Here is a 25,048-nt window from a genome sequence, read left to right as displayed (position 1 = left end):
AGCCGCCGAAATCACCTGGGTGTTGGCGGCTATTTTTAACTTAAAAAGAATTTTTCGGTCAAGCCTTCTATATAGTCGCTTTTGAGGCTTTGATTAAGCTTATAACCGGAAATGACAGAAAGTGAGTGGTCCTGTTTGGATCTTCTATCTATAAAAGACCCTTCATTTTTGAAGAATATGAATAATGAAGAGCTTGTTGAATTAAGTGTGGATATTCGTAAATTCCTTGTGGAAAAATTATCAGTAACTGGTGGGCATATTGGTCCCAATTTAGGCGTGGTGGAGTTGACAATCGCGCTTCATAAAGAATTCGATAGTCCGTACGATAAAATTTTATGGGATGTAGGCCATCAATCCTATGTTCATAAAATCTTAACAGGAAGAGCTGGAGAGTTTGATACCTTAAAGAAATATAAAGGGCTTTGTGGCTTCCCTAAAATGATTGAAAGTCCTCATGATGTATGGGAAACGGGTCATAGCTCGACTTCCCTATCTGCTGCAATGGGAATGGCAGCAGCTCGCGATGTCAAGGGCGAAAAAAGTTTCATCTTACCCGTCATTGGAGATGGCGCCCTTACAGGGGGGATGGCTCTAGAAGCTCTGAACCATATCGGTGATGAAAAAAAGGACATGATTGTTATATTGAATGACAATGAAATGTCCATCGCCCCTAATGTAGGCGCTTTACATTCGGTACTGGGTAGATTAAGGACTGCAGGGAAATACAATTGGGCAAAAGATGAATTGGAAATGTTCCTGAAGAAAATCCCTGCCGTTGGTGGAAAGCTTGCAGCAACAGCCGAACGCTTGAAAGACAGTATGAAATATTTGTTGGTCTCTGGCATGTTTTTCGAGGAATTAGGTTTTACTTATCTTGGACCAGTAGATGGCCATAATTATGAAGAATTGCTAGAAAACTTGAGATTTGCCAAGAAAACAAAAGGTCCGGTCCTTTTGCATGTTATAACCAAAAAAGGAAAAGGGTACTCGCCTGCCGAGTTGGATACGACCGGCAATTGGCATGGGACAGGTCCTTACCAAGTCGAAACGGGTGACTTTGTTAAATCACCTAGTAAAGGTCCGGCTTGGAGTTCGTTAGTAAGTGAAACCGTGCGTAAGCTTGCACGGGAGGACGAACGTATAGTAGCCATAACACCTGCAATGCCTGTCGGATCGAAGTTAGTAGGTTTTGCGGAGGAATTCCCGGAGCGTTTCTATGATGTCGGAATTGCAGAGCAGCATGCGGCTACTTTTGCAGCCGGATTGGCAACACAGAAAATGAAACCATTTTTGGCTATCTATTCGACTTTCCTACAAAGAGCATATGACCAAGTGGTACATGATATCTGCCGTCAAAACTTGAATGTCTTTATTGGAATTGACAGGGCAGGACTGGTCGGTTCTGATGGGGAAACACATCAAGGTGTATTCGATATCGCTTTCTTACGCCATATCCCCAATATCGTTTTGATGATGCCAAAAGATGAAAATGAAGGTCAGCATATGGTAAATACAGCCATACATTATAACGATGGTCCAATAGCTATGCGTTTTCCACGTGGAAATGGACTGGGTGTTGTCATGGACACAGAACTACAACAAATCCCCATCGGTTCTTGGGAAGTGTTGAAAGAGGGTTCGGATGCTGCCATCTTAACATTTGGGACAACCATTCCGATGGCTCTTGAAGCTGCAGCTCTACTTGAAAAAGAGGATTACTCCGTTAAAGTTATAAATGCCCGTTTCATCAAGCCTCTTGATGAAAAAATGCTTAGCAGTTTACTTGGAGAGAAGATGCCACTGCTTACAATTGAAGAAGCAATCCTTCAAGGGGGATTTGGTAGTTCGGTGCTCGAGTATGCACATGATCAAGGATTCTATGGGGCAATCATAGACCGAATGGGTATACCAGACTATTTCATTGAACATGGCAGTGTCAACGAGTTATTGGATGAAATCGGATTGACAACTGATACCGTTATGAAAAAGATAAAAATGATAACGCCAAAAAAAGAAAAAAGGGCCTGACAATATGAAAGTAGCGAAAGAAAGATTAGATATTTTATTGGTAGAACAAGGACTGGCCGATACACGTGAAAAAGCAAAACGTATGGTCATGGCAGGACTTGTCTATGCAAATGAAGAAAGATATGAAAAACCGGGGGAAAAAGTGCCGGTAGATCTTGAATTGACGATTAAAGGGAAAGTGATGCCTTATGTATCGAGAGGCGGACTTAAACTTGAAAAGGCGTTAAATGAATTTGATTTACACGTGGATGGAAAAATCCTTCTGGATATCGGTTCATCCACTGGGGGCTTTACCGACTGTGCTTTACAGAATGGCGCCATAATGTCATACGCTCTAGATGTCGGCTATAATCAACTTGCTTGGAAGCTAAGGCAAGATGAGCGTGTTAAGGTGATGGAACGGACTAATTTCCGCTATGTCACACCTGCTGATCTTGATGGGCAGATGCCCAATTTTGCAAGCATTGATGTGTCTTTCATCTCGCTCACTTTGATTTTACCTGTCTTAAAAACCTTGCTTGTCCCCAAAAGCGACGTCGTGGCACTTGTAAAACCTCAATTCGAGGCTGGTAAGGGCCAAGTCGGCAAAAAAGGGATTGTCCGGGAACCTAAAATTCATAAAGAAGTGTTGAATAAGATTATTTCCTTTGCAAAAACGGAAGGATACGATATTAAAGATGCATCGTTCTCCCCTATTACTGGTGGGGATGGAAACATTGAATTTCTGCTTCATTTATTTTGGGAAGGCCCTAAGGACGTGGGGGACATATTGCTATCCAAAACGGTGGATGACATCGTTGGAGATGCACATTCTCAGTTCAAAAAAGAATAGAAGAATCTTTGCATGGCTCCTTGGCTGAATGGTTAGCTAAAGGAGCTTTTTTTCACTTGGCAACATTGGCAAAGCGAAGCGTCAAGGAAATGTACAAAAGTATGCTAAGAAAATTTTAGAATAAAATAATCGTGAAGAACGGTACAGTAAATAAAAAGTTGTACAATTGTATAAAAATCCGCTAACATTAATATAGCCTCTTTCTTCAACGGTCATTTCTGTAGGAAGAACGTATATGAAGATTAGGAAAAAGACGAGCGATTACATACAAAAAAAGCTTGCTAGAACCAAGACAACGTAGATATTTAAAATGAGCAACAGTTGAGAGGTGCTTCTACTTATGAATAAAGGACAGCGTCATATAAAAATCAGGGAAATAATTACGAATAATGATATTGAGACACAAGATGACTTAGTGGAAGAACTTAAAAATGCCGGTTACAATGTTACACAAGCCACCGTTTCAAGAGATATTAAAGAACTCCACCTTGTAAAGATACCGTTATCGGATGGCAGATATAAATATAGCTTACCAGCCGATCAACGCTTTAATCCACTACAGAAATTAAAAAGAATGCTGGTAGATGCTTTTGTTCGCATTGATGCTGCAAATAATTTACTTGTCATGAAAATGATGCCAGGTAATGCCCAAGCAATTTGTGCCTTGATTGATAATTTAAATTGGCCAGAAATACTCGGAACCATCGGCGGTGATGATACATGTTTAATAATTTGTCGTTCCGATGAAGAAGCAAAGATCATTTCCAGCAAATTCTTGGACATGCTCTAATATTTTGGTGAGGTGATTCTGATTGTTAACAGAACTTTCGATAAGAAACTTTGCGATCATTGATAGCCTGTCCGTTTCGTTCGAAACAGGGTTGACAGTTTTAACTGGGGAAACCGGGGCAGGGAAATCAATTATCATAGATGCGGTTCATTTATTGGTTGGAGGGCGTGGCTCGGCAGAATTTATACGCCACGGTGAATCGAAGGCAGAGATAGAGGGCTTATTTCAAATAGAAGATGATAAACATCCGGTTTTTGAAAAAGCCAAAGAATTTGGAATAGATATGAACGATGGAATGGCTATCCTGAGAAGGGACATTTCGCTTAGCGGAAAAAGTGTTTGCAGGGTAAATGGGAAGTTGGTTACAATAGCCATATTGCGTGAAATAGGGCGAACACTAATTGATATTCATGGACAGCATGAACATCAGGAGTTAATGGATGAGCGACTTCATCTTCCTTTGCTGGACCAATTTGGCGGAGAAAAAATTGCGGCCGCCCTTACGGAATATCAAAAGCTATATAAGAATTACGAAGTCACATCCAAACAGTTAAATAACCTAAGCCAAAATGAGCAGCAAATGGTCCATCGATTGGATTTAATCCAGTTTCAATCCGACGAAATCCAAAAAGCTAATTTAAAGCTTCATGAAGATGAAGAATTGATGGAAGAACGTAAGAAGATTAACAATTTCGAAAAGATTCATGAAGCGCTGCAAACCAGTTATAATGCCTTAAATGGAGAGCAACATGCATTTGATTGGTTGTCGGTTGCCATGAGTAATATGGAAGAAGCAGCAAGCCTTGACGAATCGTTAAAAAAGAGCTCGGAAACCGTTTCAAATAGTTATTTCCTTCTGGAAGAAGCGGTCTCTACTATTAGAGATCAGTTAGATTCCCTGGATTATGATACGGAACGGGTGGAGTTCATTGAAAGCCGTCTAAATGAAATCAATCAATTAAAGCGAAAATATGGACGAAGCATCGAAGAAATATTGGAGTATGGTGCAGGCATCGAAGAAGAGATTGAAAAGCTCCAAAATCGTGAAAGTCATATCTTGAAGCTTGAAAAAGAACTTAAATCGATTAAAGCCGATTTAATCATCGAAGCGAAAAATTTGTCTGAGCTCCGTCAAAAATATGCCCAGCAGCTAACAAAGAACATTCACCAGGAATTAAAAGATCTATATATGGAAAAAACGATATTCGAACCACATTTTCTTCAAACTGCCTATACATTTGATGAGTTATCAGAACGTGGGATAAATCATTCTGGTCTGGATGTCATGGAGTTTTACATATCCACCAATCCCGGCGAACCATTAAAACCGTTGTCAAAGATCGCTTCGGGCGGAGAGTTATCACGGATTATGTTGGCATTGAAAAGCATTTTTTCCAAACATCAAGGGATTACTTCCATCATATTTGATGAGGTTGATACAGGTGTCAGCGGGCGGGTAGCCCAATCCATTGCCGAAAAAATTTATAAAGTGGCTACGGGTTCCCAAGTACTTTGCATTTCGCATTTGCCGCAGGTTGCGGCCATGGCGGACACCCATTTATTCATTGCGAAAAATGTGAAGGCTGGTCGAACCAATACGTCAGTCAAACCCCTGGTAGAAACAGAAAAGATTCGGGAAATTGGCAGGATGATATCTGGTGTGGAAATAACGGATTTAACAAGGCAACATGCCAATGAATTGATTCAACTTGCTAAAAAGCTGAAAATTACTTCCTGATGTTTCTTGTATGAAGATATCTACAACTTATCATAAGCATCCATTGTAAAGCTATCCAAAAACGGATAGCTTTTATTTTGCTCTGCTGTTATAAATGATTGTCATGAAGGCTAAATTAAAGGGGTAGCCATAAAGTTTTAGAGAGCGAGGAGAGTGAATGGATTGAAAGTATGGATTAACAGGATCATCGGTGGGATTCTCCTTGTTTCGCTATTAACATTAGGGTTATACCAGCCATTTCGTGAATATTTTTTAATTCCAAATCAGCTTGTGCTTTTTGAAGGTAGTCACTATAGTATTTCCAAGTCATTACCCGTTTCTGCAAAAGTTTTGGAGTCAAGCCAAGGAATTTCGATCCATGATGAGAGAGCTTCCATTACACTGGATGCCGAAAAGCCGGGAACGAATGAGGTGTTGCTTGATGTTGCAGGCTTGCCTGCCAAAAAAGTTGATATCAAGGTGCTAAAGGATTTTAAAGTGCTCCCTGGTGGACAATCAATTGGGGTAAAGCTTAATACTTTGGGTGTCCTTGTAGTCGGTCATCATCTTGTTGATACACCTCAAGGAAAGAAATCACCAGGTGAAAAAGCAAAAGTTGAAATCGGTGATATCATTACTGAAATCAATGGTCAAACGATTAAAAAGATGGGTGACGTGACTCCTTTTGTTCAGCAAGCAGGTGAAAAGGGAGAACCATTGAAAATGGTGATCAATCGTGATAATGAAGTGCTTCACAGTACGCTTATGCCTTTAAAGGATAAAAATGAAGGCATTTTCAAATTAGGTTTGTATATCCGTGATTCAGCAGCGGGTATCGGAACGATGACATTTTATCACCCGGAAACAAAGAAGTATGGTGCATTGGGACATGTCATATCAGATATGGACACTAAAAAACCTATCGTTGTAAGAGATGGGCAGATTGTTCAATCGATGGTGACATCCATTGAAAAGGGAAGTAATGGGGACCCAGGGGAAAAATTAGCGCGCTTTTCAGCCAACAAAGAAAAAATCGGTAATATTAACCGCAATAGTCCATTTGGGATTTTCGGGAAACTAAATCAAGATTTTAAAAATGGAGTTATGGATAAAGCCTTACCAATAACTCTTTCTCATGAAGTGAAAGAGGGTCCTGCAAAAATTCTTACTGTGGTGGACGGTTCCGAAGTGGAAGCCTTTGATGTAGAAATAGTCAGCTCCATTCCACAGAAGTTCCCTGCCATCAAAGGAATGGTTCTAAAAGTGACAGATAAAGAATTACTCCAAAAAACGGGTGGGATCGTTCAAGGGATGAGCGGAAGCCCCATCATTCAAAATGGCAAATTAATCGGTGCCGTTACCCATGTATTTGTCAATGACCCTACAAGTGGGTACGGAGTCCATATCGAGTGGATGTTAAACGAGGCCGGTATCAATATATATGACAAAGACGATTATGAGAAAGCAAGCTGAAAATACGGGGTATCCATTTGGATACCTTTTTTTGAAATATAGGTTATCTTCCCCCTTAATACCCATGACAACTAAAATGAATTAACAAGAATAAAGGTTTTTTGGGAAAAATGTGATAAAATGATGATAAAATGATGATTTTTCGACAAAGCGCTTCGTGTGATAGCAAACGAAGTCGAAAACAAGAGATATCGGGAGAATAATATTGAATTCCTTTTATTTTTTCGAAAATAAAAGGAATTTAGTTTCCATTGTCGAAAAGTTCAATTACAATAGAATTTAGTCATATAGAAAAAAAGACCATTGTAGTTGAGGAGGAAATCAAGAGTGAAAAAAATCAAGGTTTGCGTGGTAGATGATAATAGAGAACTGGTTGGTCTTTTGGAAGAATACATTTCATCCCAAGATGACATGGAAGTAATCGGTATTGCACATAACGGTCAGGATTGCCTGGGGATGTTAGAAAGCGTTGATCCGGATATTTTGATTCTTGACATTATTATGCCTCATTTAGATGGCTTGGGGGTACTGGAAAAACTTCGTGAAGTTAAACGGGGAAATATGCCTAATGTGATTATGCTTACTGCATTCGGTCAAGAAGATGTAACGAAGAAGGCTGTAGATTTGGGGGCTTCCTATTTTATTCTAAAACCTTTCGATATGGAAAACTTGTCTAATCACATCCGTCAAGTGAGCAATAAAGGGCAGTCTGTCCTCAAGAACCATAGTCAGTTTAGTTACCGTCCTCAAACTGAATCAAAACCGAAAAATCTGGATGCCAGTATTACAAGCATCATTCATGAAATTGGAGTGCCAGCCCACATTAAAGGATATCTATACTTAAGGGAAGCCATATCAATGGTGTATAATGATATTGAATTGCTGGGATCAATAACAAAAGTCCTATATCCTGACATCGCCAAAAAATATAATACAACGGCTAGCCGGGTTGAACGTGCCATCCGCCATGCGATAGAAGTGGCCTGGAGTCGCGGTAATATCGAATCGATTTCTTCATTATTCGGTTATACGGTAAGCATGACCAAGGCGAAGCCAACGAATTCGGAGTTCATTGCCATGGTCGCTGATAAGCTACGTCTTGAACACAAAGCTTCTTGACAGGGTTAGGGGATACCATTGTTTTTATGTGAATATTAACAATTGACCATAAAAAGGCTAGAGCCGATAAAATTGAATAATTCGAGGCCTCCTTTTAAGACGACAAGGAGGATATGCTTTTTTTATTAAGTTAAACGCCTTTTATTTATTGGATTTTTCCTAAAGAATCCAATAAATAAAAGGCGTTTTTGTTTATTTATATAACTTTGAATCAATATATTATGGAAATAAATATAATTTTAGTAAAATATGTATATTTTATGATATTTTTCCGAGTTTATAGATTATAATTATAGGTATATATACATAGGTGCTAGGGGGAAAGCATGTGATTTACGAAGAAAATGATTACTTTATCTTGGAGATGGAAGAAGAAATTATATATATGACCGTTTTTCAAAAGGGTTTTTCCATTCTGAAATTGAACCCGATCCTGAATGAATTCCCACAAATTTCACTCGATAACTTTAAAGACTTAAAGGAGGCGCTAATACAAGCTAGCGGAGAAAAAATTAAAGTGGGAAAACAAAAGCCACTTTTAGAATGGAATATAGCGGAAGATAAGATGACAGCTAGTGTAAAAATTAACTGTTCCGAGCGTCATTTGAGAAGCCATCATTCGGAAATAGTAGGGTATATTTTACAAGATCTTCAACGGCAGGATATTTTTGAAGGAATCTTGATGCATGTTTTGCAAAATCAGTTAGAAGTGAAGAGTTCAATTGTGGTGGCAAAGGGAACCGAGCCAGTTCATGGAATCGATGCAGTGATTACCTATTACAAACGATCAGATAGAAAGCCAGCGATTCGGGAAGACGGCAAGGCTGATTATTACGACATGAATTTTCTGGATGAAGTGAAAAAGGGGGATTGGCTTGGGGAAAAGATTCCTCCAACAGATGGAACGATGGGTAAGACCATCACAGGGGACTTTGTCCTTGCTCAAAAGGGAAAAAATAAAAAAATCCAATATGATCAAAAAAGTGTGGAGGCTATTGAAAGTAACGGTAAACTCGTTCTTCAGGCCATGATAGATGGGGTAGTCGAATTCAAGGGCGGAAGGATTTCTGTTGGGAATCACCTTGTCATTGAGGGAGATGTCGGAAATGAAACAGGCAATATCGAATTTGAAGGAAGTGTCACCATAAAAGGGACGGTGCAGGATAATTATTCGGTACTGGCAACCAAGGATATTTCCATTCTAAGTGAATTGGGAATAAGCAATGTAAAAGAAATTCATTCAAAAACAGGTGATGTATTTATTAAAGGTGGGATTTTTGGTAAAGGGATATCACAGATTACCGCAGGGAGAAATATTTTCGTTAAACATGCCAATGAAAGCCACTTGAAAGCTGGAGAAAGCATACATATTGGATACTATTCGCTCGGAAGTTTTCTGAAAGCGAAAAATATCTACACCGATGAAAAGAAAGGGAAATTGATTGGAGGCGTAATTGAAGCGCACGGTAAAGTAAGAGCAGCTGTCATTGGGAATAGGATGGAACGGAAGACCATCGTAAATGTACAAGGATTTAACCGTATGAATCTTAAAGAGGAATTGAATGAAACGTTACTCCGGTATAAGTCGAAAGTTCAAGAGCTGGAACTTATGAAAGAGAAGCTGGAGGTCTATGAAAAGTTTGTCGGGCAATTGAACGTATCGCAAAATTATCAATATGAACATGCAAGAAATCAGCTAGAACGCCTGAATGGTGAGATTTTCCAAATTGATGAAAAGCGTAAATCATTGATGGATACACTTGAATCAAAAGGTGATGGGGAAATTACAATCGGTCAAATGGCGTTTCCCGATACACGGCTGCAAATTAAAAGTATGGAGAAGAAATTGAACGATTTAACAAAAGGAACATTCTATGCAGAAAACAATAATCTCCATTTTGATTAATTCAAATTACGTTAATGAATCAAAATAAATCGCTGCTTCTTTTCATAAAATTGAAGATCTACTGAAATTTCATGGGGGGCAGCTTTTCTATGACGTTAATCTTCGCACACCGAGGATCATCAGGAACCCATCCTGAAAATACGATGTTGGCCTTTAAAGAGGCAGCCCGTGTCGGAGCGGATGGAATCGAAATGGATGTACAACTTTCAAAAGATGGTGAAGTGGTCATCATTCATGACGAAAAGCTGGACCGTATAACGGGGACACCTGGTTTTGTTAGTGACAGAACTTTAAAGGAGTTACAAACCTTGAATGCAGCTCAATCCTTCAAAGGGAAAGTAGCTAAAGAAAGAATTCCTACACTTGAAGAACTATTGATATGGCTGTGCAACAATCATCTTTTTTGCAATATTGAACTTAAAAACACATTTTTTATGTATCCAGGTTTAGAAGAAAAAGTTATTCAGCTCATTCGAGCATATGGAATGGAGGAACGGATCGTTATTTCTTCCTTCAATCATTATAGTCTAGTGTACTGTCACCAGTTGGCACCAGAAATAGAAACGGCGCCTTTATATAGGGACGGTCTATTCATGCCATGGGTGTATGCACGGGCGATTGGAGGAAGTGCAATCCATCCTAGTATTCATTCAGCTCCTGACCGGATCATTCAATCGTCGATGAAGGCTGGCATCTTGGTTAGACCCTATACTATCAATAAAAAACCGGATATGGAGCGGTTATATGGCTTGGGCTGCAGTGCCATCATCACCGATTTTCCGGAAAAAGCAAAAAAGGTCAGAATAAACTTTGAAAATTGAAAAACAGTGAACGAGGGGCCATGTGTTTCATGGCCCCTCGTTCACTGTTTTTAGAATTTGTTAAATCTACTTTGTACCTTGTCTTTTTTACGATCGCGATGAAGGATAAAGCCAGCGATAAACGCTATTCCACCAATGGTAATCAGAAGTCCAATCAAAAATTGTAGCCACAGTACCGGATAAGGGGGCTGAAGAATGCCAAATACCATATCCCGCATTATTTTAATCCCATAGGCAGCAAAGGCACCAGGGATAAAAAGGATGAGAAAAGCGATTAATCGATTCATGTAGACAAGTCCCTTCCAAAAATTCCTTATAAAAAATGATAAAGGATAATATATTTTTGTCAAGTTTATGTAATTAAGAAAATGATTGGAATGTATGAACGGTGACTTTGAATGTGATATGGTACTATGAAAATATAGTATAACATCGCAGGGGGGAAAGTTCATGCAGAAGGTAATGATTGTAGGAGGAGGAAAAGGGGGAAGGGCAGTATTAGAGCTCATGTCTGAAATTGATGCTTTTTTTATCGTTTGTATGGCTGATACCAACGAGGCAGCCGAAGGAATCTTAGCTGCAAAAGCACTAAAGGTTAGAACAGTGACAAATTGGAACAGTGTAATGGCTAGGGAATTGGATATCATTATTGATACGACAGGGGACCCTACCGTTTTTGAGGAGATTAAGATGAAAATGGGGAAGCAAACCATTTTGATTCCTGGTAGTGTTGCCCATATCCTTGCTAACCTCTTTGAAGAGAAAAATAAACTCATTAACACGTTGGAGAATGTATCGGCCAACAGGAACTTGATACTTAATGCAACCAATGAAGGAATGCTTGTAATTGATCGGGAGGGTTATGTCACCATATTCAATAATAGTGCGGAACGAATAACGAATACAAAAAGGGAAGCGGTGATTGGGAAACATATTCTGGAGATTATCCCTTCAAGTGGATTATTGAGGGTGATGGAAACTGGAGAGCGGGAAGAAAACCAACACATTTCAATCAAAGGGGCAGGAATGGATGTCATTACATCCAGAATTCCTTTAGTAAGTTCAGAAAATGAGATTATTGGCGCGTTCTCGTTGTTTAAGGAAAGAACAGAAGCGGTGAAATTAGCTGAACAGATAACGGACTTAAAAGAGGTCCAGACCATGCTCGAAGCGATTATTCAATCTAGTGACGAGGCGATATCCGTGGTGGATGATCAGGGATGCGGCTTATTGATCAATCCAGCTTACTCTAGAATAACAGGCTTGACCAAAAATCAAGTAATTGGTAAACCCGCGGCCATTGATATTTATGAAGGGGAAAGCATGCATATGAAAGTACTCAAGACTAAAACGCCGGTTCGCGGAGTCAACATGCGTGTTGGACCAAAACATAAAGAAGTGATTGTCAATGTTGCCCCCATCATTGTCGAGGGAGTATTGAAAGGGAGCGTCGGAGTCATTCATGACGTTTCTGAAATTCAATCATTAACTCATGAATTGAAACGAGCACGGCAAATTATCCGGACACTTCAGGCTAAATATACTTTTGTTGATATCATTGGAGCTTCTGAAGAAATGACGCTTCCTATTGAGCAGGCTAAATTGTCTGCCAGAACGCCAGCTACTGTCCTTTTGAGAGGGGAATCAGGGACAGGCAAGGAGCTGTTTGCCCATGCCATCCACAATGAAAGTGACAGGAAGTTCGATAAATTCGTGCGCGTCAATTGTGCAGCAATATCGGAATCATTGCTAGAAAGTGAATTATTCGGTTATGAAGAAGGAGCCTTTACAGGGGCAAGAAGAGGAGGGAAGACCGGACTTTTTGAGGAAGCCAATCATGGAAGTATATTCTTGGATGAAATTGGTGAGTTACCGGCGAGTATCCAGGCTAAATTACTTCGGGTACTACAGGAACAAGAACTCATTAGAGTGGGCGGGACCAATCCAATCCCAATCGATGTCAGAGTCATCGCTGCAACCAATATCAACCTAGAACAAGCGATTGGAAAGGGAACTTTCCGAGAGGATCTGTATTTCCGTTTAAATCGTATGCCCATTTTCATTGCTCCATTGCGGAAGAGAAAAGGAGACATAAAAGAACTGGCAGAACATTTAATTCATAAAATTAACCAGGAATATGGGCGAAGCATTGAAGGTATTACAGAAGAAGCAATTAAAAAATTGCAGGGTTACGATTGGCCCGGTAATGTTAGAGAACTTGAAAATATTTTAGGGAGAACGATCATTTTCATGAAGCTAACCGAGACAATGATTGATATTCAGCACATTCCGGATTTCATTGAAGATAATGTTCCTTTAAAACAGGAGAAAGCAGCAAGACCTGAGGCTTACGTATCGGGTCAAACGCTCGTGGAAATAATAGATAGGCATGAAGCGAAGGTTATCAAGGAAGCGATACATATGTATAAAGGGAATAAGACCCTTACAGCGAAGGCGCTTGGTATATCTGTCAGAAATTTATATTACAAGATGGAGAAACTGGAACTGTGAAATAAGTTGCGTGCAATTAATTGCAAAACATGAAAAAAAATGCATGGTTATTGTTGGTGATGGATGACAGGAAAATGAAATTATTGGATTCATTTAAAAATTTCAAACGAGGGAGTCCTTGCCTGATACCCGTTTAGTTCCTGGAATCAATCCCACTTTGCTAATTTTCCATTAGTCTTTGTTTTTTTGGCATGAATTTTGCATGTTAGTAATTGGAAAAATATTTTTTCTAGGTAACCATTTTTGAAACTGAAAACTAACATGGTGGCAATAGAACATCATTCAAAAAGACGGCTTAACAGAAAAGAATGGGGATTCATAGTTCAGCCTCTCTTTATCTGTCTAGCATGAAAACATCTAAGGGGGATTCCTTTATGGAAATTTTTAATTATTTAGAACGATATGACTATGAGCAATTATTATTTTGCCAAGATAAACAATCAGGTCTAAAAGCAATCATCGCGATACATGATACGACTCTGGGCCCAGCCCTTGGAGGCACGCGAATGTGGACGTATGCTTCAGAAGAAGAAGCTATCGAAGATGCTCTTAGGCTGTCAAAGGGTATGACCTATAAAAATGCGGCTGCCGGCTTGAATCTAGGGGGAGGAAAAACCGTCATTATCGGGGATCCCCGTAAAGATAAAAACGAAGAAATGTTCAGGGCGTTCGGAAGGTACATCCAAGGTTTGAATGGTCGGTATATCACAGCTGAGGATGTAGGAACAACAGTAGAGGATATGGATCTCATTCATGAAGAGACGGATTATGTCACAGGAATTTCTCCTGAATTTGGTTCATCGGGTAATCCATCTCCTGTTACCGCTTATGGCGTATACCGTGGTATGAAAGCTGCGGCAAAAGAAGCTTTCGGGAACGATTCCTTGGAAGGGAAAGTAATTGCAGTCCAGGGGGTTGGTAATGTCGCGTATAACCTATGCCGCCATCTGCATGAAGAAGGGGCTAAGCTCATCGTCACTGATATTAATAAAGAGAGTGTAAATCGGGCTGTTGAGACATTCGGTGCTAAAGCGGTGAATCCAGATGAAATATATGGGGTGGACTGTGACATTTATGCACCGTGTGCATTAGGTGCCGTCATAAATGATGTAACGATAAGCAAAATCAAGGCAAAGGTGATTGCTGGTGCAGCCAATAACCAGTTGAAGGAGCCCATTCATGGTGATCAAATACATGAAAGAGGCATAATTTATGCTCCGGATTATGTTATAAACGCGGGCGGGGTCATTAATGTTGCAGATGAACTTAAAGGGTATAATCGGGAAAGAGCGATGAAAAAAGTAGAAGGTGTTTATGATAACATTGAAAGGGTCATTGACATTGCGAAACGCGATAAAATCCCGACATATAAAGCAGCAGATCGAATGGCAGAGGAACGGATTGAAAGAATGCGCAACTCAAGAAGTCAATTTTTACGTGATGAGAAACATATCTTGAATCGACGAAAATGATACAATATATAAAACAACATGAAATTCCTGTGATTCAAGATGAACACAGGAATTTCCAACTGGAGGAATGGGCATGGCTGAAGAATACGATCTTGTCATTCTTGGCGGAGGAACCGGTGGATATGTTGCCGCAATCCGGGCAGCACAACTCGGTTTGAAAACCGCTATTGTGGAAAAAGGAAAATTAGGCGGGACATGTTTACATAAAGGATGCATTCCCTCTAAAGCGCTTTTAAGAAGCGCAGAGGTTTATCAAACCGCATTAAAAAGTGAAGAATTCGGTGTCTTCACGTCAAATGTGAATGTTGATTTCAAAAAGGTGCAGGAGCGGAAAAATAAAGTTGTCGATCAGTTGTATAGAGGGGTTCAGCACTTAATGAAGCAAGGGAAAATCGCAGTGTATGAAGGGATAGGCCGTATACTTGGACCCTCTATATTTTCACCGATACCTGGAACAATTTCTGTGGAAATGAATGATGGCAGTGAAAATGAAATGCTGATTCCACAGAATATCATCATCGCTACGGGCTCCCGTCCAAAGTCATTACCAGGTTTAGCGGTAGATGGCGAATTCGTCCTAACTTCCGATGAAGCGCTTCAGTTGGATAGTTTGCCAAAATCGATGATCATAGTCGGAGGCGGCGTTATAGGTGTGGAATGGGCCTCGATGTTAAATGATTTTGGGGTGGAAGTAACGGTACTTGAGTACGCAGATAAAATCATTCCAACCGAAGATCATGAGGTTTCTGATGAAATGCTTCGGATATTAAAGAAAAAGGGTATTGCTTTTTATACAGGGGCTAAAGTGTTGCCAGAGACCCTGAAAAAAGATAAATCAGTGTATATTTGTGCAGAAGTAAACGGAACAGTCGAGGAATTCAAGGCGGATAAACTGTTGATATCTGTTGGGAGAACGGCAAATCTTGAATCGATTGGGCTTGATAATACTGAGATCGTCATAGAGAATGGATTCATAGTGACAAATGAGTTTTTCCAAACGAAAGAGACACACATGTACGCCATTGGTGATTGCATTGGGGGATTGCAGCTTGCCCATGTCGCTTCCCATGAAGGATTGGCAGCCGTTGAACATATTGCAGGGGAAAAGCCGAAAGAGATAGATTATTCGCTTATTTCGAAATGCATTTATTCCAGTCCCGAAGCAGCAAGTGTTGGCCTGACAGAAGAACAAGCAAAAAAGGATGGATACGAGTTGAAAATCGGAAAGTTCCCGTTCCGGGCGGTAGGTAAAGCGCTTGTTTTTGGGGAAACAGACGGCTTTGTCAAAATTATCTCAGATAAAAAAACGAATGATATTCTTGGTATCCATATGATCGGTCCACATGTAACAGACATGATTTCCGAAGCAGGCTTGGCGAAAGTGCTCGATGCCACACCTTGGGAAGTGGCAAACACGATTCACCCCCACCCAAGTCTTTCTGAAGCAATAGGGGAGGCAGCTCTCGCGGTGGATGGCCTTGCCATTCACTCATAAAAAGGAGGAGGTTTTTTGATAATGGCAGAAACACGTCATCAACAATTGGGCTTAAATGATGAAACTGTTTTAGATATGTACCGGACAATGCTGTTGTCCCGTAGGATGGATGAACGGATGTGGCTCTTGAACCGTTCCGGGAAAATTCCCTTTGTGATTTCTTGTCAGGGGCAGGAAGCTGCACAAGTCGGGGCTTCTTTTGCCTTGGATCGGGAAAAGGATTACGCATTACCCTATTATAGGGATGTTGGTGTGGTGTTGTCTTTTGGAATGACTGCAAAAGAATTAATGCTTTCCGGATTTGCTAAAGCGGAAGATCCCAATTCAGGAGGAAGACAAATGCCAGGTCATTTCGGACAAAAGAAAAACCGAATCGTTACTGGTTCTTCACCTGTCACTACACAGGTACCGCACGCAGTAGGCATCGCCCTTGCAGGCAAAATGGAGGGGAAGGACTTGGTTACATTCGTCACGTTCGGAGAAGGATCCTCGAATCAAGGTGATTTTCATGAAGGTGCCAATTTTGCAGGTGTTCACAAGCTTCCTGTCATCTTTATGTGTGAAAATAACCAATATGCAATTTCTGTACCTATATCGAAACAGCTTTCCTGTGAAAAAGTCTCCGATCGGGCTATTGGTTATGGGATGCCTGGTATTACGGTGGATGGCAATGACCCGTTGGAGGTTTATAAAGCTGTGAAAGAAGCAGCTGATCGTGCCCGTAGAGGAGAAGGTCCTACTTTAATTGAAACCGTTTCATATAGGCTCACTCCCCATTCAAGTGATGATGACGACCGTAGTTATCGTGAAGCGGAAGAAGTGGCAGAAGCGAAAACAAAAGATTCCATCAGAACTTTTGGTGCGTACTTAAAGGAAACGGGTATCATGGATGAAAACCTGGAAAAACAACTTAATGATGATGTGATGAAAATAGTGAACGAAGCAACAGATTATGCAGAGCTTGCACCATATCCTAAAGCGGAGAGCGCTATGGATCATGTTTATGAACAAAAGTAAGGGGGGAAAAAGATGGCAGTGATTTCTTATATAGATGCGGTAACGATGGCAATGAGAGAAGAGATGGAGAGAGATTCGCGTGTATTCATTTTGGGGGAGGACGTTGGGAAAAAAGGCGGAGTCTTTAAAGCGACAAATGGATTATATGAACAATTTGGAGAAGCAAGGGTCCTAGACACGCCACTTGCAGAGTCGGCGATAGCTGGTGTGGGCATTGGAGCTGCCATGTATGGACTCCGTCCGATTGCTGAAATCCAATTTGCTGATTTTATCATGCCAGCGGTTAACCAAATCGTATCCGAAGCGGCAAAAATCCGCTATCGTTCCAATAATGATTGGAACTGTCCAATGGTCATACGCGCTCCTTATGGTGGCGGGGTCCATGGTGCCCTATATCATTCCCAATCTGTCGAGGCAATGTTCGCGAATCAACCAGGCCTGAAAATCGTGATGCCTTCCACTCCATATGATGTAAAGGGTTTGCTTAAGGCGGCCATTCGCGATGAAGATCCTGTGCTTTTCTTCGAGCATAAGCGTGCATACCGTTTGATTAAAGGCGAAGTGCCGGCGGATGATTATGTGCTTCCAATCGGCAAAGCGGATGTGAAAAGAGAGGGAGAGGACATTACGGTCATAACCTATGGTCTTTGTGTGCATTTTGCACTCCAGGCAGCGGAAAAATTAGCAATGGATGGTATCTCGGCGCATATTTTAGATTTGCGCACCGTATATCCGTTAGATAAGGAAGCGATCATGGAAGCGGCCTCCAAAACAGGCAAGGTCCTGCTTGTTACGGAAGATAATAAAGAAGGTAGCATAATGAGTGAGGTTGCAGCCATCATTGCCGAGCACTGCTTATTTGATTTGGATGCCCCCATCAAGAGGTTGGCTGGTCCTGATATCCCTGCCATGCCTTATGCTCCTACAATGGAAAAGCATTTTATGGTCACACCCGATAAGGTGGAGAAGGCGATGAGAGAACTAGCTGAATATTGATGATTGATAAGAAGGAGGTTTGAATGATGGCGATAGAACAAATGAAAATGCCCCAGCTTGGTGAAAGCGTTACGGAAGGAACAATCAGCAAATGGCTTGTTCAACCGGGTGATCACGTCACGAAGTATGATCCACTTGCTGAAGTGATGACGGATAAAGTAAACGCTGAAGTTCCTTCTTCCTTCACAGGGGTCGTTAAAGAATTAAAGGCAGATGAGAATCAAACGCTAGCTGTAGGGGAAGTCATATGCTCCATTGAGGTGGAGTCGACTATGCCCAAGGAAGTGGAAGAAGATATCGACCAAGAGAGAAATGATAACATAGAAACTACTAAGGTTAAACCAGCGGCCGAATTATCGAGTAAGGCTCGGTTTTCACCCGCTGTCTTGAAGCTCTCCCAGGAGCATGATATTGACCTATCTCAAGTGAAGGGAATGGGGAACGAAGGCAGAATTACACGTAAAGACTTGCTGAAACTCATTGATTCAGGTAATCTCCCTAAACCGGTAATTGCTCAGGAGCGAACCGAGAACAAGGGAAAAGAGCCTATTCCTGTTCCTCCATTGCCTATAAAAGAAAATAAAGAATCCATGATTCCTACCATGGTTGGGGATAGAGAAATACCTGTCACAGGGGTACGGAAAGCAATTGCATCGAATATGTTGAAAAGTAAGCATGAGATTCCACATGCCTGGACGATGGTCGAAGTCGATGCAACGAATATGGTTAAACTCCGGGATACACTTAAATCTGAATTTAAACAAAAAGAAGGATATAATTTAACTTATTTTGCCTTCTTTGTTAAAGCGATTGCTCAGGCACTTACTGAGTTCCCTCAAATCAACTCCATGTGGGCAGGCGATAAAATTATCCAAAAGAAAGAAATCAATATTTCAATCGCCGTTGCAACGGAAGATGCCCTATTTGTTCCTGTCATAAAAAATGCCGATGAGAAATCGATTAAAGGAATCGCAAGGGAAATAAACGAATTGGCCTTAAAGGTGAAAAAAGGGAAATTAAAGTCTGAGGATATGCAGGGTGGTACGTTCACTGTCAATAACACAGGTTCATTTGGTTCCGTTCAGTCCATGGGAATTATCAATTATCCCCAGGCAGCCATCATCCAAGTGGAGACCATTGTAAAAAGGCCAGTGGTTATCAATGACATGATTGCTGTTCGGGATATGGTCAACCTTTGTTTATCACTCGATCACCGCGTATTGGATGGTCTAGTATGCGGCCGATTCTTAGCAAGGGTAAAAGAAATCATTGAAAAGATATCAGCGGACAATACATCGGTTTATTAATGGGGAAAAAGAAGGAGGTATCCGCAAAGGTACTTCCTTTTTTTCTGTGCCTCTATAACTGATTATGGGCAAAGATATAAGCGTATTTAGAAAATAGTCACGATATCCATATTTTTGTTATTATTTTATAGAGGCAAGCACTACTCGTAAAAAGAAAAGCTGATTTTCTATCAATTATATGGATTTTTTAAGAGGGCTCCGTTATTTTCTTAAATTATAAGAATATTATGATAGAATGATAGTAATAGATCGGAGAGTGTTTTTCTTATGTGATGGTCTGAGCGTTCGGTCTCCGTATAATTGAACCATTAGGTAGCAAAATATAAGGGAGCGATACAAATGGATTTGAAAGATGTAAAGAACATATCCTTTCCAAAACCATCATTAGATGAGTGGAAGGAAGCGGCAGAAACTAGTTTAAAAGGCAAAAGTGTAGAAACATTAAAAACGAATACATATGAAGGCATTACCCTACATCCCCTCTATACCGAAGTAGCTAGTTCAGCAAATACAAAAGCTGAGCTTCCCGGATTTGCACCCTTCACCCGTGGAATTACTCCAACGGGTTATTACGAGAAACCTTGGCTTGTCGTTCAACCTGTAAGCGGTGTCACGGCCGAAGAGGCAAATGAAAAGATGCTTGTCGCGTTGGAACGAGGCCAAAACATTGTCGTCTATCCAGTGCAGTTACTTGCTGAAGGAGCTAGGGCTGCAAACCTTTTTAATAACATACCATTAAAGGAACTTCCTGTTTTCATTGATCTAAAAGGGAAACAAAAAGAACTACTTCCTCAATTCAAAGCTGTTGCAAATCAACAAGATGCACAGATGACAGGTGTTCTTGCAGAAGATCCGATTGCAGAATGGTTGGTCCGTGGTCAACTTCCCGAAGATATAGAAAAGTATTTTGCAGAATGGGCCCAAACGATTCAAGATTATCAACAAGTTGGTCCAGATTTAAAGTCGGTTCTTGTCAACACAGCTATTTTTCATAATGGAGGAGCCAATGCGGTACAAGAGCTTGCCTATGGATTGGCTGTAGCTGTCCAATATGTATTGGAAGGGCAAAAACAAGGACTTTCCATACGGGATATTGCTGAAAAAATCGTGTTTTCTTTTGCTGTGGATTCAAATTACTTTATGTCAATTGCGAAGCTACGAGCAGCTAGAAGACTTTGGGCAGGTCTAGCGGAAGCGTTTGAGGAAGATTCCGCCTATTTTAAAATGACGATACATGCCGTTACTTCTGAATTGACAGAAACGCTTTATGATCAACATGTGAATATTCTGCGTACCACAAATCAAGCATTTGCTGCGGCAATCGGAGGGATTCAATATTTGCAGATCCATCCATTTAATCACGCTTCTGGAGCGTTCAATGAATTATCGGAAAGAATTGCGCGAAATACACATTTAATTCTTAAAGAAGAAACGAATATTACAACAGTGGTTGATCCCGCTGGGGGCTCTTGGTATGTAGAGCAATTGACAGATGAGCTGGCGGAAAAAGCATGGACGAAGTTCCTTGAAATTGAGGAGGCAGGTGGCATTCTAGAGGCCATTAAGCACGGTGCTTTGCAAGCAGACCTAGCAGAAGTTTATCAAGCAAGGATCCAAAATGCAGCATTAAGGAAAGAAAGTATCATCGGCACCAATGTTTACCCGAACCCTACAGATAAAATCACCACAGGATCCACCTATGAAAAACAGGAGTCGTATATGGTTGTGGAGGAGCCATTGGCTATTACGCCAATCAAATTACAACGCATATCATCTCAATTTGAGCAGTTAAGGTTACGAAGTGAAGAGTGTAAGAAAAATGACGGGATTACCCCAAAAATCGGTCTAATTAACCTAAATGAACTTAAATCATATAAGCCTCGTGCAGATTTTGTCAAAGGTCTTGTTGCAGCCGGTGGAATTGAGACGGATGAAAGTACAGGTTGCCAAACTAGTCAGGAAGCGGTCGATTACATAGCTGATAGCCAACTATCCATTTATTGCATATGTGGAAGCGATTCGGATTATGCGGATAAGGCAGAAGCTATCGTCAAGGAAATTAAGCGGCAATCCCCCGATACCAAACTATATGTTGCAGGTAAGCAGCCAGGGGAATTAGAGAGCGTTTTGCTAAAAGCTGGAGTGGGGAACTTTATCCATGTCAAAACGAATGTTGTGGCAATCTTGACCGAACTACTACAAGAGCTAGGGGTGAACTAACAATGAAAAAACCAAATTTCTCTACCATAAATCCAGCTAAAGCTGAGTCTAAAGGAACAGTAGAAGTATGGAAAAAAGAAGCAGAAGCGGCAGTTGAACAAAATATTGATGACCTTCTATTCGACACGAATGAACAAATAAAGGTTAAGCCCCTTTATACGAAAGAAGACAATCAAAATCTGGAGCATATGGACAGTGTACCAGGGATTGCTCCATATACAAGGGGACCATATCCGTCGATGTACGTTAACCGACCGTGGACGGTTCGTCAATATGCAGGATTCTCTACTGCAGAAGAATCCAACGCGTTTTACCGCCGGAATTTAGCAATGGGTCAAAAGGGTCTCTCGGTGGCTTTCGATTTAGCCACACACCGTGGTTACGATTCAGATCACCCGCGTGTTGTAGGGGATGTTGGTAAGGCCGGGGTAGCGATAGACTCTATTCTAGATATGAAAGTCTTATTTGATGGAATCCCACTGGATCAAATGTCGGTATCGATGACAATGAATGGAGCCGTCTTACCCATTCTAGCTTTTTATATCGTTACAGCCGAAGAGCAGGGTGTCACTCAGGATAAGCTTTCTGGAACCATTCAAAATGATATTTTAAAGGAATACATGGTCCGGAATACGTATATCTATCCACCTGAGATGTCGATGAAGATCATAGCTGATATATTTGAGTATACGTCCAAGTATATGCCTAAATTCAATTCCATTTCTATATCTGGTTATCACTTACAGGAAGCGGGGGCGCCTGCGGATATCGAGCTTGCTTATACGTTGGCGGATGGCCTGGAGTATGCGAGAACAGGAATGAAAGCCAGTATCGATATTGATAAATTTGCCCCACGTTTGTCGTTCTTCTGGGCTGTTGGAATGAATTACTTTATGGAAGTGGCAAAGATGAGAGCGGGCCGGTTCATCTGGTCAAAACTCATGAAACAATTCGAACCGAAGAATAAGAAAGCGATGGCCTTGAGGACCCACTCCCAAACATCGGGATGGAGCCTTTCTGAACAAGACCCATTTAATAATGTGGCACGTACACTGATCGAGGCACATGCGGCTGCACTCGGCCATACACAATCGTTGCATACAAACGCATTGGATGAGGCGATTGCCCTTCCAACCGATTTCTCCGCACGTATTGCTCGTAATACCCAGCTATACCTTCAGGAGGAAACGGGTATTACAAAGGTCATTGATCCATGGGCAGGTTCATACTACGTCGAATCATTAACAAATGAACTGATTGCTCGGGCTTGGTCCCATATTGAGGAGATTGAAGGACTCGGGGGCATGGCGAAAGCGATTGAAACAGGTCTTCCAAAAATGAGGATTGAGGAGGCTGCGGCAAAACGTCAGGCAAAAATCGATTCTAAGGACGAAACCATCGTCGGCGTGAATAAATACCGATTGAAAAAGGAAGATGCGATCGAAATCTTGGAGATTGATAATACCGCCGTTCGTGAAAGTCAACTTAAGCGGTTGAGCATTCTTAAAGGAAAAAGAAATCAAGCGAAAGTAGATGAAGCACTCCAGGCATTGACACAAGCTGCAAGAACGGGTGACGGGAACTTGCTAGAACTGGCTGTACAAGCAGCTCGAGTCCGTGCGTCACTCGGGGAAATTTCGGATGCAATTGAAGAAGTCGCTGGACGTCATAAAGCTACAATCCGTTCTATTAGCGGTGTTTATAGCTCAGCTTATTCAAAAGAAGCGGAAATTGAGGAAGTCATCGCGATGACTGATGAATTCCTTGAAAATGAAGGCAGAAGACCTCGTTTATTGATGGCCAAGATGGGTCAGGACGGTCATGATCGCGGATCTAAAGTGGTAGGTACAGGATTTGCTGACCTGGGATACGACGTTGATATTGGACCATTATTCCAAACGCCAGAGGAAACCGCTCTTCAGGCTGTGGAGAACGATGTGCATGTTGTAGGTATGAGTTCGCTAGCTGCCGGCCACAAAACATTATTGCCACAATTGATGGCAGAATTGAAAAAGTTGGGCCGGGAAGACATTATCGTCATTGTCGGTGGGGTTATCCCGGCACAAGATTATGATTACTTAATGCAAAACGGCGCGACGGCGATTTTCGGACCTGGAACCGTCATCCCACAGGCAGCCAAAAAAGTACTTCAGGAAATATACCACCGCCTCGGTTATGAGGAAGTGGCTCAGTAATGACAGAAGATAAGAAGCCGGCATGGGTCGATCTTAATAATCAGGATGGTTTTGCTTCTTCATTGAAACCAGGTGTGGAATTGGAGTCAGGCCACAATAAAGCTTCAAAAAGTAGATTTGTCAAAAAGCAAAATACGCGTATTTCTATTCCTGACCTGAAAGATGGAATCATAACGGGAGTGAGGGCAAAGCTTGCTAAAGGTATTACATTAGTAGAAAGCAATGCCGAACATCATTTCGAAATGGCACAAGAACTTTTGCATTCCATCCTTCCTCATACCGGTTCTTCGCTTCGCATCGGCATCTCGGGTGTTCCCGGAGCTGGTAAAAGCACCTTTATCGAAACGTTTGGAACCTATTTATGTGATAAGGGATATAAGGTTGCGGTACTCGCAGTCGACCCCAGTTCCTCGGTTAATGGAGGGAGCATACTTGGGGACAAGACGAGGATGGAAGAACTGGCCCGGAATCCCCATGCTTTTATCCGTCCTTCCCCATCAGAAGGAACCTTGGGTGGAGTGCATCGAAAAACAAGGGAAACGATGTTACTATGTGAAGCGGCCGGATTTGATGTGATTTTGATTGAAACGGTAGGTGTAGGCCAGAGTGAAGCGATTGTTCGAAGTATGGTCGACTTTTTCATGTTGCTGGTGCTCACAGGAGCAGGAGATGAATTGCAGGGCATGAAAAAAGGGATCATGGAACTTGTGGATGGTATAGTAGTCAATAAAGCAGACGGTGAAAACATTCCGCTTGCGATGAGGACCAGATCGGAATACAGTCGAATTCTTCATTTCCTTCAACCTGCCACAAAGGGTTGGGCTGGAAAAGCGTATACGTGCTCTTCTGTCACAGGAAAAGGGATTCCTGAAATCTGGGATGTATTACAGGAATTTTCTTTAACAACAAAGCAATCCGGTGTCTTTCATGAACGGAGAAGGATGCAATCTAAAGAATGGCTCCATTCTTTAATAGATCATCAGCTTAAAAAGATGTTTTATAAAAATGAAACGGTCAAAGGTCTACTTCCCCAGCTTGAAAATGAAGTGATGTCCGGTAATAAGACGGTAACAAAGGCTGTCCAACAAGCATTTCAATCATTCTCGAATTCCTTAAAGCCGGATTGATGCCGGCACTGGAGATAGTGAA

18 protein-coding genes are annotated in these 25,048 nt (G+C 41.3%); 17 read left to right on the top strand and 1 reads right to left on the bottom strand.

What is annotated here, in order from left to right:
• The first annotated feature begins 135 nt into the window (after nucleotides 1-135).
• From dxs to ACIQXN_RS09985, 8 genes are all read left to right on the top strand, one after another.
• Nucleotides 136-2,028, top strand: coding sequence for a 1-deoxy-D-xylulose-5-phosphate synthase (gene dxs / locus ACIQXN_RS10020; RefSeq protein WP_402965705.1), 1,893 nt, complete (start codon nucleotides 136-138; stop codon nucleotides 2,026-2,028).
• Between the two features lie 4 nt (nucleotides 2,029-2,032).
• Nucleotides 2,033-2,860: a TlyA family RNA methyltransferase gene (locus ACIQXN_RS10015; protein WP_402965702.1), complete on the top strand. Its 828-nt coding sequence runs from the start codon at nucleotides 2,033-2,035 to the stop codon at nucleotides 2,858-2,860.
• Nucleotides 2,861-3,200: 340 nt separating this feature from the next.
• Nucleotides 3,201-3,650, top strand: coding sequence for a transcriptional regulator AhrC/ArgR (gene ahrC / locus ACIQXN_RS10010; RefSeq protein ID WP_402965699.1), 450 nt, complete (start codon nucleotides 3,201-3,203; stop codon nucleotides 3,648-3,650).
• A 22-nt stretch (nucleotides 3,651-3,672) separates the two neighbouring features.
• Nucleotides 3,673-5,388 carry a DNA repair protein RecN gene (gene recN / locus ACIQXN_RS10005; protein ID WP_402965696.1) on the top strand — a complete coding sequence of 572 codons (1,716 nt, stop codon included), beginning with the start codon at nucleotides 3,673-3,675 and terminating at the stop codon, nucleotides 5,386-5,388.
• A 153-nt stretch (nucleotides 5,389-5,541) separates the two neighbouring features.
• A complete protein-coding gene (gene spoIVB / locus ACIQXN_RS10000; protein ID WP_402965693.1) occupies nucleotides 5,542-6,840 on the top strand; it encodes a SpoIVB peptidase in 1,299 nt (432 codons plus the stop codon).
• Nucleotides 6,841-7,167: 327 nt separating this feature from the next.
• Nucleotides 7,168-7,959 carry a sporulation transcription factor Spo0A gene (gene spo0A, locus ACIQXN_RS09995; RefSeq protein ID WP_402965690.1) on the top strand — a complete coding sequence of 264 codons (792 nt, stop codon included), beginning with the start codon at nucleotides 7,168-7,170 and terminating at the stop codon, nucleotides 7,957-7,959.
• Between the two features lie 328 nt (nucleotides 7,960-8,287).
• Nucleotides 8,288-9,865, top strand: a complete 1,578-nt coding sequence (locus tag ACIQXN_RS09990) for a flagellar assembly protein A (RefSeq protein WP_402965687.1) — start codon at nucleotides 8,288-8,290, stop codon at nucleotides 9,863-9,865.
• Between the two features lie 89 nt (nucleotides 9,866-9,954).
• A complete protein-coding gene (locus ACIQXN_RS09985) occupies nucleotides 9,955-10,686 on the top strand; it encodes a glycerophosphodiester phosphodiesterase (protein ID WP_402965684.1) in 732 nt (243 codons plus the stop codon).
• A 50-nt stretch (nucleotides 10,687-10,736) separates the two neighbouring features.
• Here ACIQXN_RS09985 and ACIQXN_RS09980 read toward each other — a convergent pair whose 3' ends face one another.
• Complete coding sequence (locus ACIQXN_RS09980) at nucleotides 10,737-10,973, bottom strand: DUF2627 domain-containing protein (RefSeq protein WP_402965681.1); 237 nt, start codon at nucleotides 10,971-10,973, stop codon at nucleotides 10,737-10,739.
• A gap of 163 nt (nucleotides 10,974-11,136) precedes the next feature.
• Here ACIQXN_RS09980 and ACIQXN_RS09975 point away from each other — a divergent pair, with 163 nt between their 5' ends.
• From ACIQXN_RS09975 to meaB, 9 genes are all read left to right on the top strand, one after another.
• Complete coding sequence (locus tag ACIQXN_RS09975; RefSeq protein ID WP_402965678.1) at nucleotides 11,137-13,197, top strand: sigma 54-interacting transcriptional regulator; 2,061 nt, start codon at nucleotides 11,137-11,139, stop codon at nucleotides 13,195-13,197.
• Nucleotides 13,198-13,571: 374 nt separating this feature from the next.
• Complete coding sequence (gene bcd, locus ACIQXN_RS09970; protein ID WP_402965675.1) at nucleotides 13,572-14,669, top strand: branched-chain amino acid dehydrogenase; 1,098 nt, start codon at nucleotides 13,572-13,574, stop codon at nucleotides 14,667-14,669.
• A 73-nt stretch (nucleotides 14,670-14,742) separates the two neighbouring features.
• Entirely contained in the window at nucleotides 14,743-16,164 is a 1,422-nt protein-coding gene (gene lpdA, locus ACIQXN_RS09965; RefSeq protein ID WP_402965672.1) for a dihydrolipoyl dehydrogenase, read from the top strand.
• Between the two features lie 21 nt (nucleotides 16,165-16,185).
• A complete protein-coding gene (locus ACIQXN_RS09960) occupies nucleotides 16,186-17,181 on the top strand; it encodes a thiamine pyrophosphate-dependent dehydrogenase E1 component subunit alpha (protein WP_402965669.1) in 996 nt (331 codons plus the stop codon).
• Between the two features lie 12 nt (nucleotides 17,182-17,193).
• On the top strand, nucleotides 17,194-18,177 hold the full coding sequence (locus ACIQXN_RS09955; RefSeq protein ID WP_402965666.1) for an alpha-ketoacid dehydrogenase subunit beta: 984 nt from the start codon (nucleotides 17,194-17,196) through the stop codon (nucleotides 18,175-18,177).
• Between the two features lie 26 nt (nucleotides 18,178-18,203).
• Entirely contained in the window at nucleotides 18,204-19,484 is a 1,281-nt protein-coding gene (locus ACIQXN_RS09950; RefSeq protein WP_402965663.1) for a dihydrolipoamide acetyltransferase family protein, read from the top strand.
• Nucleotides 19,485-19,823: 339 nt separating this feature from the next.
• Nucleotides 19,824-21,704: a methylmalonyl-CoA mutase family protein gene (locus ACIQXN_RS09945; RefSeq protein WP_402965660.1), complete on the top strand. Its 1,881-nt coding sequence runs from the start codon at nucleotides 19,824-19,826 to the stop codon at nucleotides 21,702-21,704.
• Between the two features lie 2 nt (nucleotides 21,705-21,706).
• On the top strand, nucleotides 21,707-23,899 hold the full coding sequence (gene scpA, locus ACIQXN_RS09940; protein ID WP_402965657.1) for a methylmalonyl-CoA mutase: 2,193 nt from the start codon (nucleotides 21,707-21,709) through the stop codon (nucleotides 23,897-23,899).
• The gene (meaB, locus tag ACIQXN_RS09935) at nucleotides 23,899-25,026 is read left to right on the top strand and encodes a methylmalonyl Co-A mutase-associated GTPase MeaB (protein WP_402965654.1); all 1,128 of its coding nucleotides are present in this window, start codon (nucleotides 23,899-23,901) and stop codon (nucleotides 25,024-25,026) included. The genes scpA and meaB overlap by 1 nt, the downstream gene beginning before the upstream one ends.
• Nucleotides 25,027-25,048 lie beyond the last annotated feature (22 nt).

Origin of the sequence: Peribacillus sp. NPDC097295 (assembly GCF_044761665.1) — a bacterium.
Lineage (GTDB): Bacteria > Bacillota > Bacilli > Bacillales > DSM-1321 > Peribacillus.
Note: the sequence above shows the minus strand (reverse complement) of the source record. Positions and strands in the feature narration are given on the sequence as shown.

Coding starts and splice junctions, on each gene's coding strand:
- ACIQXN_RS09955 (WP_402965666.1), top strand. CDS start 17,194: ATGGCAGTGATTTCTTATATAGATGCGGTAACGATGGCAATGAGAGAA.
- ACIQXN_RS09960 (WP_402965669.1), top strand. CDS start 16,186: ATGGCAGAAACACGTCATCAACAATTGGGCTTAAATGATGAAACTGTT.
- lpdA (WP_402965672.1), top strand. CDS start 14,743: ATGGCTGAAGAATACGATCTTGTCATTCTTGGCGGAGGAACCGGTGGA.
- ACIQXN_RS09945 (WP_402965660.1), top strand. CDS start 19,824: ATGGATTTGAAAGATGTAAAGAACATATCCTTTCCAAAACCATCATTA.
- ahrC (WP_402965699.1), top strand. CDS start 3,201: ATGAATAAAGGACAGCGTCATATAAAAATCAGGGAAATAATTACGAAT.
- meaB (WP_402965654.1), top strand. CDS start 23,899: ATGACAGAAGATAAGAAGCCGGCATGGGTCGATCTTAATAATCAGGAT.
- ACIQXN_RS10015 (WP_402965702.1), top strand. CDS start 2,033: ATGAAAGTAGCGAAAGAAAGATTAGATATTTTATTGGTAGAACAAGGA.
- ACIQXN_RS09985 (WP_402965684.1), top strand. CDS start 9,955: ATGACGTTAATCTTCGCACACCGAGGATCATCAGGAACCCATCCTGAA.
- ACIQXN_RS09980 (WP_402965681.1), bottom strand. CDS start 10,973: ATGAATCGATTAATCGCTTTTCTCATCCTTTTTATCCCTGGTGCCTTT.
- ACIQXN_RS09950 (WP_402965663.1), top strand. CDS start 18,204: ATGGCGATAGAACAAATGAAAATGCCCCAGCTTGGTGAAAGCGTTACG.
- ACIQXN_RS09975 (WP_402965678.1), top strand. CDS start 11,137: ATGCAGAAGGTAATGATTGTAGGAGGAGGAAAAGGGGGAAGGGCAGTA.
- scpA (WP_402965657.1), top strand. CDS start 21,707: ATGAAAAAACCAAATTTCTCTACCATAAATCCAGCTAAAGCTGAGTCT.
- bcd (WP_402965675.1), top strand. CDS start 13,572: ATGGAAATTTTTAATTATTTAGAACGATATGACTATGAGCAATTATTA.